This is a genomic window from Pseudomonas sp. LM13 (assembly GCF_041381355.1).
Lineage (GTDB): Bacteria > Pseudomonadota > Gammaproteobacteria > Pseudomonadales > Pseudomonadaceae > Stutzerimonas > Stutzerimonas frequens.
The window spans coordinates 84,604-100,897 of the sequence record NZ_JACBXH010000008.1 but is presented as its reverse complement, the minus strand read 5'-3'; the positions used below and the strand labels follow the sequence as shown (position 1 = coordinate 100,897).

The 16,294-nt window shown below is 66.1% G+C and carries 12 protein-coding genes; 7 read left to right on the top strand and 5 right to left on the bottom strand.

The window, feature by feature from the left end; translation table 11 throughout:
• Nucleotides 1-84: 84 nt before the first annotated feature.
• Complete coding sequence (locus HZR81_RS08495; protein ID WP_125872660.1) at nucleotides 85-474, top strand: GFA family protein; 390 nt, start codon at nucleotides 85-87, stop codon at nucleotides 472-474.
• 3 nt (nucleotides 475-477) lie between these two features.
• On the opposite strand, the gene HZR81_RS08490 is transcribed toward HZR81_RS08495, so the two are convergent.
• From HZR81_RS08490 to HZR81_RS08470, 5 genes are all read right to left on the bottom strand, one after another.
• On the bottom strand, nucleotides 478-2,826 hold the full coding sequence (locus HZR81_RS08490) for an FdhF/YdeP family oxidoreductase (protein ID WP_500127834.1): 2,349 nt from the start codon (nucleotides 2,824-2,826) through the stop codon (nucleotides 478-480).
• Complete coding sequence (gene fdhD / locus HZR81_RS08485) at nucleotides 2,823-3,626, bottom strand: formate dehydrogenase accessory sulfurtransferase FdhD (RefSeq protein WP_500127833.1); 804 nt, start codon at nucleotides 3,624-3,626, stop codon at nucleotides 2,823-2,825. The genes HZR81_RS08490 and fdhD overlap by 4 nt, the downstream gene beginning before the upstream one ends.
• A gap of 101 nt (nucleotides 3,627-3,727) precedes the next feature.
• Complete coding sequence (locus HZR81_RS08480; protein ID WP_500127832.1) at nucleotides 3,728-4,630, bottom strand: LysR family transcriptional regulator; 903 nt, start codon at nucleotides 4,628-4,630, stop codon at nucleotides 3,728-3,730.
• A 45-nt stretch (nucleotides 4,631-4,675) separates the two neighbouring features.
• Nucleotides 4,676-5,713: an AraC family transcriptional regulator gene (locus tag HZR81_RS08475; RefSeq protein ID WP_500127831.1), complete on the bottom strand. Its 1,038-nt coding sequence runs from the start codon at nucleotides 5,711-5,713 to the stop codon at nucleotides 4,676-4,678.
• A gap of 7 nt (nucleotides 5,714-5,720) precedes the next feature.
• Nucleotides 5,721-6,635 (bottom strand): GGDEF domain-containing protein, encoded by a 915-nt coding sequence (locus HZR81_RS08470; protein ID WP_500127830.1) that lies wholly within the window; start codon nucleotides 6,633-6,635, stop codon nucleotides 5,721-5,723.
• Between the two features lie 1,095 nt (nucleotides 6,636-7,730).
• On the opposite strand from HZR81_RS08470, the gene HZR81_RS08465 reads away from it, so the two are divergent.
• The 6 genes from HZR81_RS08465 to HZR81_RS08440 all read left to right on the top strand — a co-directional run bounded on the left by HZR81_RS08465 (nucleotide 7,731) and on the right by HZR81_RS08440 (nucleotide 16,284).
• Nucleotides 7,731-10,214, top strand: coding sequence for a TonB-dependent receptor (locus HZR81_RS08465; RefSeq protein ID WP_500127829.1), 2,484 nt, complete (start codon nucleotides 7,731-7,733; stop codon nucleotides 10,212-10,214).
• Between the two features lie 76 nt (nucleotides 10,215-10,290).
• Complete coding sequence (locus HZR81_RS08460) at nucleotides 10,291-12,207, top strand: phytase (protein ID WP_500127828.1); 1,917 nt, start codon at nucleotides 10,291-10,293, stop codon at nucleotides 12,205-12,207.
• Between the two features lie 69 nt (nucleotides 12,208-12,276).
• Nucleotides 12,277-12,990: a protein TolQ gene (tolQ, locus tag HZR81_RS08455; RefSeq protein ID WP_172883470.1), complete on the top strand. Its 714-nt coding sequence runs from the start codon at nucleotides 12,277-12,279 to the stop codon at nucleotides 12,988-12,990.
• Nucleotides 12,991-13,001: 11 nt separating this feature from the next.
• Nucleotides 13,002-13,463 carry a protein TolR gene (gene tolR / locus HZR81_RS08450; RefSeq protein WP_014820404.1) on the top strand — a complete coding sequence of 154 codons (462 nt, stop codon included), beginning with the start codon at nucleotides 13,002-13,004 and terminating at the stop codon, nucleotides 13,461-13,463.
• Entirely contained in the window at nucleotides 13,463-14,293 is an 831-nt protein-coding gene (locus HZR81_RS08445) for an energy transducer TonB (RefSeq protein WP_500127827.1), read from the top strand. Before tolR ends, HZR81_RS08445 begins: the two co-directional genes overlap by 1 nt.
• 29 nt (nucleotides 14,294-14,322) lie before the next feature.
• Complete coding sequence (locus HZR81_RS08440; RefSeq protein ID WP_500127826.1) at nucleotides 14,323-16,284, top strand: PhoX family protein; 1,962 nt, start codon at nucleotides 14,323-14,325, stop codon at nucleotides 16,282-16,284.
• The last annotated feature ends 10 nt before the right edge of the window (nucleotides 16,285-16,294 follow it).

The window sequence follows — 16,294 nt, the reverse complement described above, 5'->3', positions numbered from 1 at the left end:
ACTACGCTTCACGGGCGGTCGGGCCACGGCCGTGCGCTCGCTGGCCTGGCCCGGTGCTTTCGGCACTGACGGAGGAAACACAAGGTGAACTCATTAACCGGTGGCTGCCTGTGCGGCAACGTGCGCATCGTGACGGCGGGGCAGCCCTATCGAGTCGGCATCTGTCATTGCCTGGACTGCCGTAAGCATCATGGCGCGCTGTTCTACGCCGCTGCGGTGTTCCCGCAGGATGCGGTGACCGTCGAGGGTGAGACGGCCGAATACGCCGGACGGTATTTCTGCCCGTGCTGCGGCTCATCGGTTTTTTCCCGTTTCGCCGATGAGATCGAGGTACACCTCGGCGCACTGGATGCGCCCGACCAGCTGACGCCAACGTACGAATGCTGGACCGTGCGCCGCGAAGCCTGGCTGCCGCCGTTTCCCCTCAACCGGCGCTACCCGCACGATCGCGACGACTCCAGCCGCTTCGAATGAACGTCATTGCCCGCTGGCGATCAGCGGCTGCTCGGTCTTCTGCGTGTTCGGCAGCACGCGAATCGCGATGAATTTCGAAGTCGGCGTGTGGCTGCGCTCGCCAAAGCTCTCCAGCGGTACCAGCGGATTGGTTTCCGGGTAGTAGGCGGCGGCCTGGCCGAGCGGAGTGTCGTACGCGAGCAGGGTGAAACCGCGCACGCGGCGCTCGATGCCGTCGTCCCAGAGCGAGAGCAGATCGACCTGCTGGCCGGCTTCCAGGCCCAGCCGCTGGATGTCGACTGGATTGACGAACACCACATCGCGCATGCCTTTCACCCCACGATAGCGATCATCCAGACCATAGAGCGTGGTGTTGTACTGATCGTGGGAGCGCAGCGTCTGCAGGATCAGGTCGGCCTCCACGCCGTCATGGCGGGCCTGTTCGGGCAGCAGATCGGCCGGCAACGGGTGCGCCTTGAACTCGGCGCGGCCGCTGGCGGTGTTCCATTCGCGCCGGGCAGCGGCATTGCCAAGATAAAAGCCGCCAGGGCGATGCAGGCGGTGGTCGAAGCCGGTGAAACCGGGAATGGTGGCCGCAATCAGCTCGCGAATACGGCTGTAGTCCTCCACCAGCCAGAGCCAGTCCACCGGGTGTTTGCCCAGCGTGGCGGCGGCGATGCCGGCGACGATGGCCGGCTCCGAACGCATCTCGGCGGACGCGGGCTCGAGCTGACCGCGCGAGGCGTGGATCATGCTGAACGAGTCTTCCACGGTGACCGCCTGCGGGCCGCAGGCCTGGCGGTCGATGTCGGTGCGACCGAGGCACGGCAGGATCAGCGCGTCGCGGCCCATGGTCAGGTGGCTGCGGTTGAGCTTGGTGCTGATCTGTACGGTCAGCGCGCAGTTGCGCAGCGCCTGCTGGGTGCGCGGGGTGTCCGGCGTGGCCTGGGCGAAGTTGCCACCCAGACCGATGAACACCTTGACTTGCCCGGCGAGCATGGCCTGGATGCATTCCACGGTGTTGTAGCCGGGCTGGCGCGGCATCGGCAGGTCGAACTGGCGCTGTAGTGCATCGAGCAGCGCGAGCGGCGGCCGCTCGTTGATGCCCATGGTGCGGTCGCCCTGCACGTTGCTGTGGCCGCGCACCGGGCAGGCGCCAGCGCCGGGCTTGCCGAGGTTGCCGCGTAGGAGCAGCAGGTTGGCGATCTCCTGGATGGTCGCCACCGAGTGACGGTGCTGGGTGATGCCCATCGCCCAGCAGACGATGGCCTTTTCGGCGTTGCGGTAGATCGCGGCGGCGTGGCGAATGCTTTCGCGGTCGAGCCCCGACTGCTGCTCGATCAGCGCCCAGGACGTGGCTTCGACCTCGGCCAGATAGGCGTCCAGCCCGTGGCTGTGCTCAGCCAGGAACGCGTGATCGAACACCCCCGGCGCGCCGCTGGCCTGGGCTTCCTGCTCCCATTGCAGCAGGTACTTGGCGATGCCGCGCAGCACTGCGAGGTCGCCACCGAGATTGGGCCGCAGGTAGAGGCTGTGGGTCGGCGCGTCCTGGTTGGCGAGCATCTCGATGGGCTTCTGCGGATGCTGGAAGCGTTCCAGGCCGCGTTCGCGCAGTGGATTGAAACAGACCACCTGGGCACCGCGCTCCAGCGCCTGGCGCAGCGGTTCGAGCATGCGCGGGTGGTTGGTGCCGGGGTTCTGGCCAAGTACGAAGATCGCATCGGCGTGAGCGAAATCCTCCAGCGTCACCGTGCCCTTGCCGACGCCGATGGATTCGCTCAGGGCGACGCCGCTGGCCTCGTGGCACATGTTCGAGCAGTCGGGAAAGTTGTTGGTGCCGAAGCTGCGACCGAACAGCTGGTAGAGATAGGCCGCTTCGTTGCTGGCCCGGCCGGAGGTGTAGAAGGCTGCCTGGTGCGGGCTGTCCAGGCCGTTCAGGTGTCGTGCGATCAGCGCAAAGGCATCGTCCCAGCTGATCGGCAGGTAGCGGTCGCTGGCGGCGTCGTAACGGACCGGTTCACTCAGGCGGCCCTGGTATTCGAGCCAGTAATCGCTCTGCTCGCGCAACTGGCTGACGCTGTGGCGGGCGAAGAAGGAGGCGTCCACCCGACGCCGAGTCGCTTCCCAGTTCACCGCCTTGGCGCCGTTCTCGCAGAACTTCACCGCGCCGGCTTCCGGCGAGTCACCCCAGGCGCAGCCGGGGCAATCGAAGCCGCCGTTCTGGTTGGTGCGCAGCATGGCGCGGATGTTCTTCAGCGCGTTGCCACTGCCGAGCCAGGCGCTGGCCACGCTGCGCAGCGCGCCCCAGCCGCCTGCCGGGCCGGCGTAGGGTTGGAAACGGGTGGCGGGATGGAAGCGGGACGTGCGGCTCATGGGTGGCATCCGTTCTGGTCGGGCAGCGCGGGCGCCGGGCTGTAGACCCGCGGCGCGCTGTGGTGGGGCAGGTGAATGAGATTGAGGTGATGCCGACGCGCCCACTCGACGGTCAGGTGGGTCGGCGCGGACAGACTGACCAGGGTGCCGATACCGGCGCGCACGGCCTTGTGGATCAGCTCCAGGCTGCAGCGGCTGGTGACCACGACGAAGCCTTCGCTTGGCGTATGGCGCTGCAGCGTCAGCGCACCGATCAGCTTGTCCAGGGCGTTGTGCCGGCCGATGTCCTCGCGGCACAGGGCGATCTCTCCGTTGCCGTCGACATACAGCGCCGCGTGCAGTGCGCCGCTGTCGCGGGCCAGCAGCTGGGCGTTGGCGATGCGCTGGCGCAGATCATGGAAATGCCCTTCGGGTGGCAGATCGATTGGCGAAAGTGGTACGAGCTGCGGTAATGCCTGCTCCAGCGCCTGCACACCGCACAGGCCACAACCGCTGTGGCCGGCCAATTGCCGCCGTTGTTGCTTGATGTGCCAGAACGCCCGCGGGCTCACCTGAACTTCGGCATGCTGCGCGCTGCCATCGCCCCGCAAGCACAGATCGCGTAGATCATCGATGCGCTCGATCAAGCCGGCGTTCAGGCTGAAGCCGATAACGAAGTCTTCCAGATCCAGCGGCGTCACCATCATCACGGCCTGATTGAGGCCGTTGTAGCTGATAGCCAGGGCGCATTCGTCAGCCAAGGGCGCCGCGCCGAGGTCCGGAGCGTTGGCGCTTGGGGCATTGAGGGTGGCGTATTGCATGGCGATGGCCTGCGACAGGTCGACGCAGGGAGCCTAGGAGCGCCGGGATGGATCGTCCAATCGCTATGTTCGATTGGGTGATCGAGCGTATCGATCGTTCGTCAGGGGATGACAGGTCTTTGCCGCTGTAACAGCTCGCGTGCCTCGTTGAAACAGGCCTCGCCCAGCGCGGAGCGCGGCGAGTCGCGCCGCAGGATCAACCCCAGCGGCGCGAGGGTATTGGCATCGTCGATGGGCGTCAGGGTCAGCCGGCTATCCAGTGCTTCGAGGCCGCTATCCAGCGGCATGATTGCGCAACACAGTCCGGCGCCTACGGCCTGCAGCAGATGGTGCACGGCATCGGTCTGCAGCCGCGGCGCCAGGCTCAGGCCACGGCTACGCAGTGCGTGGTCGATGGACTGGCGAAAGTGCATGCCGCCGGTCAAAAGACCGAGCGGAAGATCGGCCAGGGCATCCCAGCGCAGCGATGGCGCGTCGAAGCGAAAATGGCGCTCGTCATGCAACAGCCCCATGCGGGTTTCGCCGAGTGGCGGGCTGGTGAAGTGCGCGTCGTCCAGCCGTTCCAGATAGGACAGGCCCAGGTCCAGCAGATTGCGATTGAGCCGTTCGAGAATCTGATCGCTGCTCAACGCGAACAGCTCGAAGCGCAGATTCGGGTGGCGCTCGCCGAAGGCCTGTACCAGTTGCATCGGGTCGAAACCGGCCAGCGGCACCACGCCCAGGCGCAAGGTGCCGACCAGCTGACCACGGCAGGAGGCGGCTTCGGCCAGCAGGCCGTCCTGTGCGGCGAGCAGGCTGCGCGCCCAGGCCAGGATGCGTTCGCCTTCGGCGGTGAAGCCTTCGAAGCGCTGGCTGCGGATCACCAGTTGCAGGCCGAGTTCGTCTTCGAGACCACGCAGGCGCATCGACAGCGTCGGCTGGGTGACATGGCAGCGCGCCGCGGCCTGACCGAAATGACGCGTTTCATCCAGCGCCACGAGAAACTTCAGCTGCTTGATATCCATGCCCGCTCGCCTCGAAGGTAGTGCGGGCGGCACCTTAGCACGCCGTCAGGGGGCGTCGAACAGCGGCTGCAGCCCGCTGGGCACCACGCCGGTCCAGCGCTTGAAGGCGCGGCGGAAGTTGGTGGTGTCGTTGAAGCCGAGGTGCCGCGCCACGGCCTCATTGCCGAGGCCGCGGGCCTGATAGAGGTAGAGCGCGACGTGCGTGCGCACCAGATCGAGCTGTTCCTGGAAATGCGTGCCGTGCTTGGCCAGCTTGCGCTTGAGCGTTGCCGGACTCATGGCGAACGCCAGCGCGACGCGCTCCAGGTTGAGCGGCTCGCGGATGTTGTCATGCAGGTATTGGTAGAACGCATCGAGAAACGCACAGGGGCCTTCCAGCGCCTCGATCTGCTGCTGGCTGGCCTGCTGCGCGACCTGGCCTACCGTGGCCGAAGCATCCGGCCAGGGCTGATGCAGGTACTCGCGAGGCAGGCTGAGCAGGGTCAGGTGGCGGTCGAACTGCAGCGCGTCACCCAGGTGCACCCAGTACTGCTCGACATGGCGCGGTTGCGGGTAGGCAAACTGGAAGCGCCAGGGCAGGCGCAGGCCGCTGCCGCGCTTGCACAGCGCGACGATGGCAGTCAGGTGCGCTTCGATGAGAAACCGTTGGTGGCGGCCGGCGCTGCCATTGTCCAGCCAATAGATGTGCAGCTGCTGCTCGTCCAGCAGCAGCCTTGGCGCCAGCAGCGGGCAGAGCAGGGCGCGGAACTGGCTAAGCCGCTCCAGCGCCTGTTCGAGGTTGCCGGCGTTGGCCAAGGCAAGGCTGACATCGCCGTAATGCCCGGGCAGCAAGCGCTGGCCGAACAGAAAGCTGCTGTCCGCAGCACCCAACAAGCGATCGGTGTTGCCGATGAGCGTCAGCAGCTGCTCCGGGCTGACGCGGGCACGACCGCTGGCGACGTCCTCGTAGAACAGCCCGCTGCCGCGCAGCAGCGCATGGCTGTCGATACCGCGCGACAGCGCCAGGTCGAGCAACACCGCCGGCTGGTGGTGGGCGGCGATGAAGCGGGTGTCCCATTCGTACCAGCGTAACGGGCTTTCCATGGTCGCCTCAGGCGCAGCGTGGCAGTGACTGCTTGGCCTTGGCCAAACCGAGGTTGAGCCGTTTGAGCAACTGCTCGGCATCGTCGTCGAAGGCCATTACCACTGCGGTACTGGCGCGCAGATGCAGGCGTTCGCCGTGCTGGCGGGTCTTGTGCGCGAGGCTGGCGACGGCGGTCTGCAACTCCTCGGCAAGCTGCCGCGCCTGTTGTTCGGCGGTATCGGGCAGCAGCACGACGAAGCGATCCCCGGCCAGGCGACAGAGCAGGTCCTGATGGCGCAGGTTGAGCACCAGCAACTGCGCCACGGCCTGCAACACCATGTCGCCTTCCTCCTGGCCGTAGCGTTGATTGACCCGGCTGAACTCGTCGAGGTCCACCGCCAACAGCGACAGCGGCCTTTGCTCGTCGGCAGCCTGGCGCAGGGCCTGATCGAGCTGCCGCCGCAGGTATTCGGCGGTGCCGAGCGGGGTCAGGTTGTCGAACAGCCGATGCTCGCGGAAGAGCCGCTCGCGTTTGTGCATCTGCGCGTTGATGGCGCGCTGTTCCTGGTTCAGGTGGTAGATGCCGAAGGTCAGCAGCAACAGACCCACCGGCATGGGCGCGGTTTCCAGCCAGTTGTCCCAGGCGATGCCGGCGGGGATTTGGATGAACTCATCGAGCAGGTCCATCCACCAGGAAAAACAGATACAGGCCAGACCCAGCGCCAGCAACCGCGTCACCCGGCCGGCCGGGCGGCTGTGCAGCAGCATGATCAGCCAGGCGAGGGCGAGGGCTGCGCAACCGCCTTCGCCGACGACGTCCATCCAGTCGATCTCGCCCCAGGATTTGACCGTGCCGACGGCGAGCAGCAGCTGCAGACCGACGTTGGCGGCCAGGGCGAGGCCGAGGAGGGTGAGGGTGTGGAGTTTGAGCAGGGATTTCATCGGGTCTCCGTGGCGAGGGATCGCGCCAGTGCGTGAGGGCACGGAAACAGATGGATGTGACGGTTGGATGAATGGGGTGGGGGTTGAATTGGCTCAGGGTTTTTTTGGTTTGGTTGATTTGCTGGGTGAGATTAGGGATGTGGTTTGCCCTGCTGGATTTGGATCAGTTCTGGACGAGGGGCTTGCTGGCATCGAGTCGATGCCGATTGCCGAGTTGCCTGGCGATTCAGGTTTCGCCCTGCTGGGCGAGTTCCTTTTGGCAGTCGCCCCAAAAGGAACCAAAAGGTCTTGCCCCACCATCCGGGTCTCGCTGCGCTCGACTCCCCTCGTTCCATCGCTGCTCCGGGGGCCGGCGTACAAGGGCCATCCATGGCCCTTTACGCCTCTCGCGGCATGCATGCCGCTCGCTCCCCTACGCAACGATTGCACTCAGCCTCCTGAAAGGGGCGATTGGCGTTGCTGTTTAGTCAGTGCAATGTCCCGAAGCGGCGCGGTATCAACTGGTTTGTGGATCCCACGCTCCGGTGCTGGAGGTCAAACTTTGGTTTTCCAGCGCCATGATTGGCGCAGGTTCTCCTCGTAGGAGCTTGGATCGGATTGCAAGGAGTGCTCCCCGGCTTTTACTTGCAGTGACCATCAGGCGACACCCGACGCCCCTTCAGGAGGGTGAGCGGAATCGCTGTGTAAGGGGGTGAGCCGCATGGATGCGGCGAAAGGCTTAAAGGGCCATGGATGGCCCTTGTACGCCGACCCCTGGAGCAGCGATGTAGCGAACGAACCCCGCGCGTAGCGCGGGGCCGTATGCAGTGGCAAAGCGTTTTTGGTCACTTTTTTCCCGGCCGGGCAGGCGCGTCTGGAAAAAGTGACTCGCCCAGCAGGGCGAAACAGGATCTTTCGCCCCCTTCAAAAAACGGCTCTGGCGCGCAGCTCGCTTTGAAAACAGGTCATATCAGCTCAACCCCACCTCCAAAATCCCCCAAAACCCACCTTTCCAACCCCTACCCAAATCCCCTGTCACAGAACCGCCATATCCCCCACCTACCGTCCGCTGCAGTTCCGGGATGGACCCGGTAAACACCGTTCGGGGGATTGTTCATGAGCACATACCGCAGCGGCATCCGCCATGCAGGATTCCGCATCAGCCTGCTGGCCCTGGCCGTCAGCGCCGGTTCGGCGTGGGCCGAGGAGCCGCTTGTCATGGAGCACGTCGAAGTCATCGGCCAGGCGGTCAGCATCGACGAAGCACTGAAGGACCAGCGCAATTCCGACAGCGTGAAGAGCGTGGTGCATGCAGACGGCATCGGCCAGCTGCCGGACGACAACGCCGCCGAGGCGCTGCAGCGCATTCCGGGCATTTCGGTCGAGCGCGACCAGGGCGAAGGGCGCTTCGTCAGCGTGCGCGGCATCGCGCCGGATCTGAACAGCGTCACCATCAACGGCACGCTGGTCCCATCGCCGGAGAGCGATCGCCGTGCCGTGGCGCTCGACGTGCTGCCATCGGAGCTGGTGCAGTCGCTGTCGGTGGTCAAGACGCTGACGCCGGACATGGATGCCAATTCCCTGGGCGGCACCATCGAGGTACAGAGCCTGTCGGCCTTCGACCATGACGGGCTGTTCTACAGCCTCAGCGGCGAGGGCAGCTATGACGACAACGTCGACAAGACCAGCCCGAAATTCTCCGGCGCCATCAGCGACCGCTTCAGCCTGGGCGATGGCGTCGACAATTTCGGTGTCGCCGCGGCCGTCAGCTGGCAGGAGCGCGACTTCGGCTCGGACAACGTCGAGACCGGCGGCAAGTGGGACTTCGCCGACGACGGCGCGCGGCTGGAGGAACTCGAGCAGCGCGACTACGAGATCACCCGAGAGCGCACCGGCTTCGGGCTGAACTTCGACTACAAGCCGGACGATGTCAGCAGCTACTACCTGCGCACGCTGTACAGCCGCTTCAAGGACACCGAAACGCGTAACGCCGCCGGTGTCGCCTTCGAGGATTCGCAGCTGCCGGGCGAGACCGGTGACGCCGAGGGCTGGCGCGAGCTGAAGTCCCGCGAGGACACCCAGACCGTGCAGTCCTACGTGTTCGGCGGTGAACGCATGATGGGCCTGTGGACCCTGAGCGGGCAGGCCGGTTACAGCCAGTCGCGCGAGCGCAATCCGGGCGGTATCGCCAGCGCGACCTTCGAGGGTAATTTCGCCGATGCCGGCTTTTCCAGTAGCCGCAAGCCGCGCCTGACGATCGATTCGTCCTTCTACGACCCGGCGTCCTTCGAGCTGGATGAAGTGGAGTGGGAGAAAAGCGACACCCGCGACCGCGAGAAGAACATCCGTCTGGACCTGGCGCGCGAGTACGACATCCAGGGTTACGCCGCGCAGGCCAAGTTCGGCGGCAAGCTCAGCCGCCGGCACAAGGACAACGATAACGAGGTCTGGAAATACGACGATTTCGACGACCTGACCCTGGCCGATTTCCAGGGCGGCAACGTCGACTATGCGCTCGGCCGCTTCGGCCCGGGCATCAGCGCCTCGGCCATCGAGGGCGCGATTGGCGGTCTGGATGCCAGCGAGTTCTACGATGAGGAGGAGTCGCGCATCAATGACTTCGACATGCACGAGGACATCAACGCCGCCTACCTGATGAACACCGTGGATATCGACCGCTGGCGCGTCATCGCCGGCCTGCGCTACGAAGGCACGCGCTTCAGCGCCAAGGGCACCGGGCTGCGCGACGGTCAGTTCGAGTCCATCTCCAGCAGCAATGACTACCACCACTGGTTGCCCGGCCTGCATGTGCGCTACCAACTGACCGACGACACCATGATCCGCGCCGCCTGGACCAACAGCGTGGTGCGCCCGACCTTCGGCCAACTGGCGCCCGGTTTCGTCATCGACGGTGACGACGCCGAGTTCGGCAACCCCGATCTCAAGCCGCTGGAGTCGATCAACTATGACCTCGGCATCGAGCACTACATGGGCCGCGCCGGCGTGGTGTCTGCCTATCTGTTCTACAAGGACATCGACAACTTCATCTACAACACCGATCTGGCCGGCACCGGCCAGTGGGCCGCGTTCGACGAAGCGCTGAGCTTCCAGAACGGCAGCAGCGCGAAGCTCTACGGCCTGGAGCTGGCCTACTCGCAGAAGCTCGACTGGCTGCCGGCGCCGTGGAATGGCCTGCTGCTGGGCGCCAACGCCACCTTCAGCCAGTCCGACGCGGACATCGAGGGGCAGGGTATGCAGCGCAGCATCGACCTGCCGAACCACTCCGATACGGTTGGCAACCTGATGCTCGGCTGGGAGAACGACCGGCTCAACCTGCGCCTGGCTGCCAACTACAAGTCGGACTACCTCTACGAGGTGGCCGGTATCGACGACGAGGCGCACGACCTCTACGTCGACGATCAGCTGTTCGTTGACTTCAAGGCCGGCTACTTCATCACGCCGAGCCTGCAGCTGACCTTCGAGGCGCTGAACCTGACGGACGAGACCTACTACGTCTACAGCGGTCGCCACGCCTACAACGCCCAGTACGAAGAGTACGGCCCGACCTACAAGCTCGGCCTGACCCTGACCCACTTCTGACCCCTATGCCGCTCCGGTGCCCGCCGTTCCCCTTTACGGCCGGGCTCCGGCCCGCGGCAGCCTGAATGGATACACCATGAACGCATTACCCAAAACCCTGTTGCTCGGCCTGTGCATCGCATTGGCGGCCTGCCAGTCCACGCAACCAGATACGCCGGCGAAGTCGGCCCAGCTGAACATCAGTGAACCGCTGCTGGCCGGCCTCGAGTATGCCCAGCTGCTAAACGGCGACACCCCTTGGGCCGGTGCCGACTGTGTGCAGGTCGATGACCAGGGCCTGCAGCTGCTGGACGCCGCCGGTAACAGCCTGGCGCGCCACGCCGGGCGCTTCGAAGGACTGGACCATCGCGTCGACCGCCAGGGCCTGCTGCTTGCCACGGTCGAGCGCAAGCGCCAGCAAGCGATGCTGATCGGCCTGAATGCCGCGCGTGCCTGGAGCCAGCCGCTATACCTGCCGCGCACCGCATTCGCCATCGAGGGGCTGTGCCTGTACCGCGACAGCGCGCGCAACGACTTCCTGTTCCTGCTCGGCGAGGAGGGTGTCGGCGAGCAATGGCTGGTCGGCAGCCAGGGCCGTCTGCTCGATGAGGCGCGGCGGGTGCGCGGGCTCAGCCTGCCGCCGCAAAGCGCCTTCTGCCAGACGGACGATGCCAGTGGGCAGCTCTATGTCAACGAGGAGTCCGTCGGCTTCTGGCGTTACCCGGCCGACGCCGAGGCGCCGTTGCAGCGCGAGCCGGTCGATTTGCGCCAGCCTTTCGGCAGCCTGGCCCGTGCCGCAGCGGGCATGACGTTGGTGCCGGGCGGACTGCTGGCGCTCGATCCCGAAGCCTCGGTGCTGCATCTGTACCGGCAGAACGAAGCCGGCTGGCAAGCCGATGAGGTCATCGCACTGGACGGTTTCGACGAACCGGAGCGCATCAGCGCCCGCCGCAGTGCTGAGGGCGTCGAGCTGCTGCTGGCGGACGAACGTGGCCTGCAGTCGGCCCGTCTGGACTGGCAGCCGACCGCGCTGTCGCAGCCCGAGCCGATCGTCAGCCTGCCGGCCGCAGTTGAGACCGGCCCGGTGCCGAGTCTGGGTGATGCCGCCGATGATCCGGCGATCTGGGTCCATCCTCGCGATCCGGCTGGGAGCCGCGTGCTCGGCACCGACAAGAAGGGCGGCCTGGTGGTGTACGACCTCGACGGCAGGCAGGTGCAGGACCTGCGCGCCGGCCGGCTGAACAACGTCGATGTGCGCAGCGGCTTCCGCCTCGGCAGCAAGCGCGTGGACCTGGCCGTGGCCAGCAATCGCGATCACAACAGCCTGCACCTGTTCGCCATCGACCGGGCGAGCGGGGTGCTCCGCGATGTCGGCGAGGTCGCCACTCCGCTGAGCGAAATCTATGGCCTGTGCATGTTCCAGGATCGCCAGGGCACCACCTACGCCATCGCCAACGACAAGGACGGCACCTTCCTGCAGTACCGCCTCGATGGCAGCTCCGGCCAGCCGCGTGGCGAGCTGGTGCGGCGCTTCAAGCTGGACAGTCAGCCCGAGGGCTGCGTGGCCGACGACCGCAGCGAGCGGCTGTTCGTCGGTGAGGAAGACGTCGCGGTGTGGGCGGTCGATGCCCGCGCCGAAGTGCCGGCAATGCCGGAACAGGTCATCGGTGTCGGCGGGCCGGTCTACGACGACATCGAAGGTCTGGCCATCTACCACGGCGAGCGCGGCGACTACCTGGTGATTTCCAGCCAGGGCAACGACAGCTACGTGGTGCTCGATGCCCTGGCGCCCTATGCCGTGCGCGGCGCCTTCCGCATCGGCCTGAACGCCGAACGCGGCATCGACGGCGCGTCCGAGACCGATGGGCTGGAAGTCACCTCGGCAGACCTCGGCGGCATCTGGAACCGTGGAATGCTGGTGGTGCAGGACGGCCGCAAGCGCATGCCCGAAGGCACGCAGAACTACAAGTACCTGCCCTGGTCGGCGGTCGCCGATGCGCTGGGGCTGGATTGACGTCATCGCCCGGTAACCGGCCCGCCATCCAATAGCAGCTGCCCCAGTCGGGGCAGGAGGAAACGATTCATGCAAACGACTCTCGAGCACATGTCCGTCTGGGGCCTGATCAGCGAAGCCAGCCTGGTGGTGCAGGCGGTGATGATGATTCTGGTCCTGGCCTCGGTTTCGAGCTGGTACCTGATCATCCGTCGCAGCGTGGCGTTGCGCAGCGCCGAACGGCTGCAGCGCGGCTTCCTGCAGCGCTTCCGACAGGGCGGCGATCTCGCCCAGCTCTATCGCGAAGGTCAGGCGCAGCCGTTGCCGGACGAGGCCGCGCTGCAGCGCATCTTCCTCGCCGGTTACGGCGAATTCGCCCAGCTGCAACGCCAGCCGGGGATCGAGCCGGATGTGGTGGCGCAGGGTGTCGAGCGCAGCCTCTACGTGGCCGTCGCCGAGCAGGAGGAGCGTCTGGAAAAGGGCCTGCAGTTTCTCGCGACCGTGGGTTCGGTGAGCCCCTATATCGGCCTGTTCGGCACCGTGTGGGGAATCATGAACTCCTTCCTCGGCCTGTCCCAGGTGCAGCAGGCGACGCTCTCGACCGTCGCGCCGGGCATCGCCGAAGCGCTGATCGCAACGGCCATCGGCCTGTTCGCGGCGATTCCCGCGGTGATGGCCTACAATCGCTTCGCTGCCCGTGGGCAGACGCTGGTCGGCCGTTACTACGCCTTCGGCAACGAGCTGCAGGCGCGCCTGCATCGGCGCCTGCACGCCGCTTCACCCAACGTCGCCGCAGCCGCCTGAGGAGGACAGCCATGCTAGTCAGGCCACAGCACAAACACGGGCCCAAGGCGGAAATGAATGTGGTGCCCTACATCGACGTGATGCTGGTGCTGCTGGTGATCTTCATGGTCACCGCGCCGATGCTGGTGCAGGGCGTCAAGATCGAGCTGCCCAAGGTCGCAGCCGAAGCGCTGCCGGTGGAGAACGAGCGGCAGATCCTCACGCTCTCGGTGAAGGCCGATGGCGGCTTCTACTGGAATCTGGGCAGCGAGCTGGACATCGACAACCAGACCGACAGCGCCGTCGACCTGGCCGAGCTGCAGGCCAAGGTCGGCGCGATCATCGCCGAGCGCGGCGACACCCAGGTCTATGTCCGTGCCGACGAGGCGGCGGACTACGGTCGCGTGGTCGCCGGTATCGCTGAGTTGCAACGCGGCGGCGTGGTCAACCTGGGCCTGATCACCGAGGCGCCGGCCGGAGTCGAGCAGCCGTGATGATGACCTTCAGCACGCCCGCCGCGCACGGCAGCGAAGTTGTCCCGCGCCAGTGGATGGGGCCGGCTGGGGCTGCATTGCTGACCCTCGGGATGCACGCCGGACTGTTCGCGCTGTTGCTCGGCAGCTGGTCGCCAGCGCTGCAAATGCCGGTCGCCACCCAGGTGATGCAGACCCAGTTGATCAGTCTGCCGCCGCCGGCGCCAACCGAGAGCGCAGCGCCGGTCGAACCGCCCGTCGAGCCCGCGGTCGAACCGCCGCCGCGCGAGCCACAGGTCGATACCTACGCCCAGCAGCAGCGACTCGAGCAGGCCGAGCTGGCCTTCAAGCGCGCCGAAGAAGAGCGCAAGGCCGAGCAGCTGAAGCAGCAGCGCGAGCAGTTGCAACGCCAGCGCGAACAGCAGCGTCAGCGCGACGAGCAACGCCGCCAGGAACAGGCACAGGAGCGGGAACGGATGGCTCAGGAAGAGGCACGGTTGCAGGCGGCGCGCGAAGCCGAGGCAACGGCGCGCGCGGAAGCGGCTGAGCGCGCACGACAGGCTGCAGCGGCCGAGGCAGCTAGCCGGCAATACCTGCCGATTACCAAGAAGCCGCCGGTCTACCCGCAACGGGCGCTGGACTCCGGGCTTCAGGGTTCCTGCACGGTCAGCTACACGGTTGATGTGCAGGGTCGAGTGCGCTCGCCCGAAGTGGTCGGCGACTGCCATCCGCTGTTCATCCGCCCATCACTCACCGCGGCCAAGAGCTTTCGCTACCAGCCGCGCATCGTCGACGGTCGCGCGGTTGCCGTGCCCGACGTAAAGAACACTTTCCATTACCGCATCGAGTGATGCCGTTACGAACTCAGGAACCGTTTTCGATGAAACAGGATTTCACTGATTTTCACGCGAGCGTGGGCGCTCATGACGACCAGCCGGTCAATCCGAGCGGCAACCTGCCGTTGCAGCAGGCGATCGATCAACGCCGGCGCGGGCTGCTCAAGGGTGGACTCGGCCTGGCCGGCATCGCCTTTCTCGGCGGCGGAATGGCCGGCGCGCGAGCCGCAACCCGGGGCGACTCGCTGCTCGGCTTCGAGGGCATTCCGACCCAGCTCGACCCGCATTTCGACCGGATCGAAGTGGCGCCGGGCTACAGCGCCCGGGTGTTCTTCTCCTGGGGCGATCCGGTGCATGCCGACGCACCCGAGTGGCAGCCGGATGCCAGCGACGATTGGCACGCCCAGCTCAAACAGGCCGGCGACAACCACGACGGCATGCATTTCTTCCCGTTCCCCGACGCGCCTGACAGCCGTGGTCTCTTGGCCATCAACCATGAATACGTCAACCCGACGCTGCATCCCGACGGCATCAGCGTGGTCGACGGCCGGCGCCCGCTGGACCAGGTGCGCAAGGAGCAGGCGGCCCACGGGTTGAGCGTCATCGAGGTGCGCAAGGATGCGCAGGGCCAATGGCAGCGAGTAATGGATTCACCCTACAACCGCCGCATTTCCGGCATGACGCCGATGGCCATCGCCGGGCCGCTGGCCGGCCATGCAGCGATGCAGACCATGGACGACCCGGAAGGAAGGACGGTGCTCGGTACGCTGAACAACTGCTCCAGCGGCTTTACGCCCTGGGGCACCTATCTGGTCTGCGAGGAGAACTGGCACAACTACTTCGTCAACCACGACGCCGACGACCTTGCCGCGCGCGTCTCGCACAACCGCTACGGCATCGCCGGCAGCGGCATGAGCAAGCTCTACGGCTGGGGCACGGTCGATCCGCGTTTCGATGCCACGCCCCAGGCCGGTCACCCCCATGGCGGCTTCGTCAACGAGCCGCACCGGTTCGGCTGGGTGGTGGAGGTCGATCCGTTCGACCTGCAGAGCACGCCGGTCAAGCGCACCGCCTTCGGCCGCTACTGCCGCGAGTGCTCGGTGCTGTCGCTGGGCGAGGATGGGCGCATGGCCTTCTACTCGGGCGACGACACCAAGGGCGAGTACGTCTACAAGTTCGTCCCCAGCGGCCGTTTCGTGCCCGGTGCGGATGCGGCCAACCGCCGCTTGCTGGATGAGGGCACCTTGTATGTCGCGCGTTTCGATGCCGACGGCAGTGGCCAGTGGCTGGCGCTGGTGCACGGCGAGCATGGCCTGACTGCGGAAAACGGCTTCCCCAGCCAGGCCGAGGTGCTGCTCAATGCCCGCGCCGCCGCCGACCGCGCCGGCGCGACGCCGATGGACCGGCCGGAGTGGGTCGCGGTGCATCCCAATACCCGCGAGGTCTACGTCACCCTGACCAACAATGACGGGCGCGGCACCAAGCAGCCGCTGGACAAGGCCAACCCGCGACCGAACAACCTGCACGGGCAGATCCTGCGCTGGCAGGAGGAGGGCGGCGACCCCGCGGCGACGCGTTTCCAGTGGGAAGTCTTCCTGCTCGCCGGCGAGCGTCGTGGTGCGCGCGATGCCCAGGGCCGGCCGGTTGCCGCCAACCTGATCGGCACCATCGACGGCGACTGCTTTTCCTCGCCGGACGGGCTGGCCTTCGATCGTGACGGGCGCTTGTGGATCGAAACCGATTTCGACGATGACGAATCGGTGATGCAGGCCATGGGCACAAATCAGCTGCTCTGCGCCGATCCGAAAACGCGCGAGGTGCGGCGTTTCCTGGTCGGGCCGCGGGGTTGCGAGATCACCGGCATCACCTGGAGTCCGGACTACCGCGCCATGTGGATCAACGTGCAGCACCCGGGGCTGAGCTTCCCGGCCAGCGACGGCCAGTCACGCCCGCGCTCGTCCACGGTGCTGATCACCAAGGATGACGGCGGCGTGATCGGCAGCTGACGATCACGCC

Bases quoted from the DNA above. Each gene is read 5' to 3' on its own strand.
- HZR81_RS08440 (WP_500127826.1), top strand. From the start codon at position 14,323: ATGAAACAGGATTTCACTGATTTTCACGCGAGCGTGGGCGCTCATGAC.
- tolR (WP_014820404.1), top strand. From the start codon at position 13,002: ATGCTAGTCAGGCCACAGCACAAACACGGGCCCAAGGCGGAAATGAAT.
- HZR81_RS08445 (WP_500127827.1), top strand. From the start codon at position 13,463: ATGATGACCTTCAGCACGCCCGCCGCGCACGGCAGCGAAGTTGTCCCG.
- HZR81_RS08460 (WP_500127828.1), top strand. From the start codon at position 10,291: ATGAACGCATTACCCAAAACCCTGTTGCTCGGCCTGTGCATCGCATTG.
- HZR81_RS08470 (WP_500127830.1), bottom strand. From the start codon at position 6,635: ATGAAATCCCTGCTCAAACTCCACACCCTCACCCTCCTCGGCCTCGCC.
- HZR81_RS08480 (WP_500127832.1), bottom strand. From the start codon at position 4,630: ATGGATATCAAGCAGCTGAAGTTTCTCGTGGCGCTGGATGAAACGCGT.
- HZR81_RS08490 (WP_500127834.1), bottom strand. From the start codon at position 2,826: ATGAGCCGCACGTCCCGCTTCCATCCCGCCACCCGTTTCCAACCCTAC.
- HZR81_RS08465 (WP_500127829.1), top strand. From the start codon at position 7,731: ATGAGCACATACCGCAGCGGCATCCGCCATGCAGGATTCCGCATCAGC.
- tolQ (WP_172883470.1), top strand. From the start codon at position 12,277: ATGCAAACGACTCTCGAGCACATGTCCGTCTGGGGCCTGATCAGCGAA.
- fdhD (WP_500127833.1), bottom strand. From the start codon at position 3,626: ATGCAATACGCCACCCTCAATGCCCCAAGCGCCAACGCTCCGGACCTC.
- HZR81_RS08475 (WP_500127831.1), bottom strand. From the start codon at position 5,713: ATGGAAAGCCCGTTACGCTGGTACGAATGGGACACCCGCTTCATCGCC.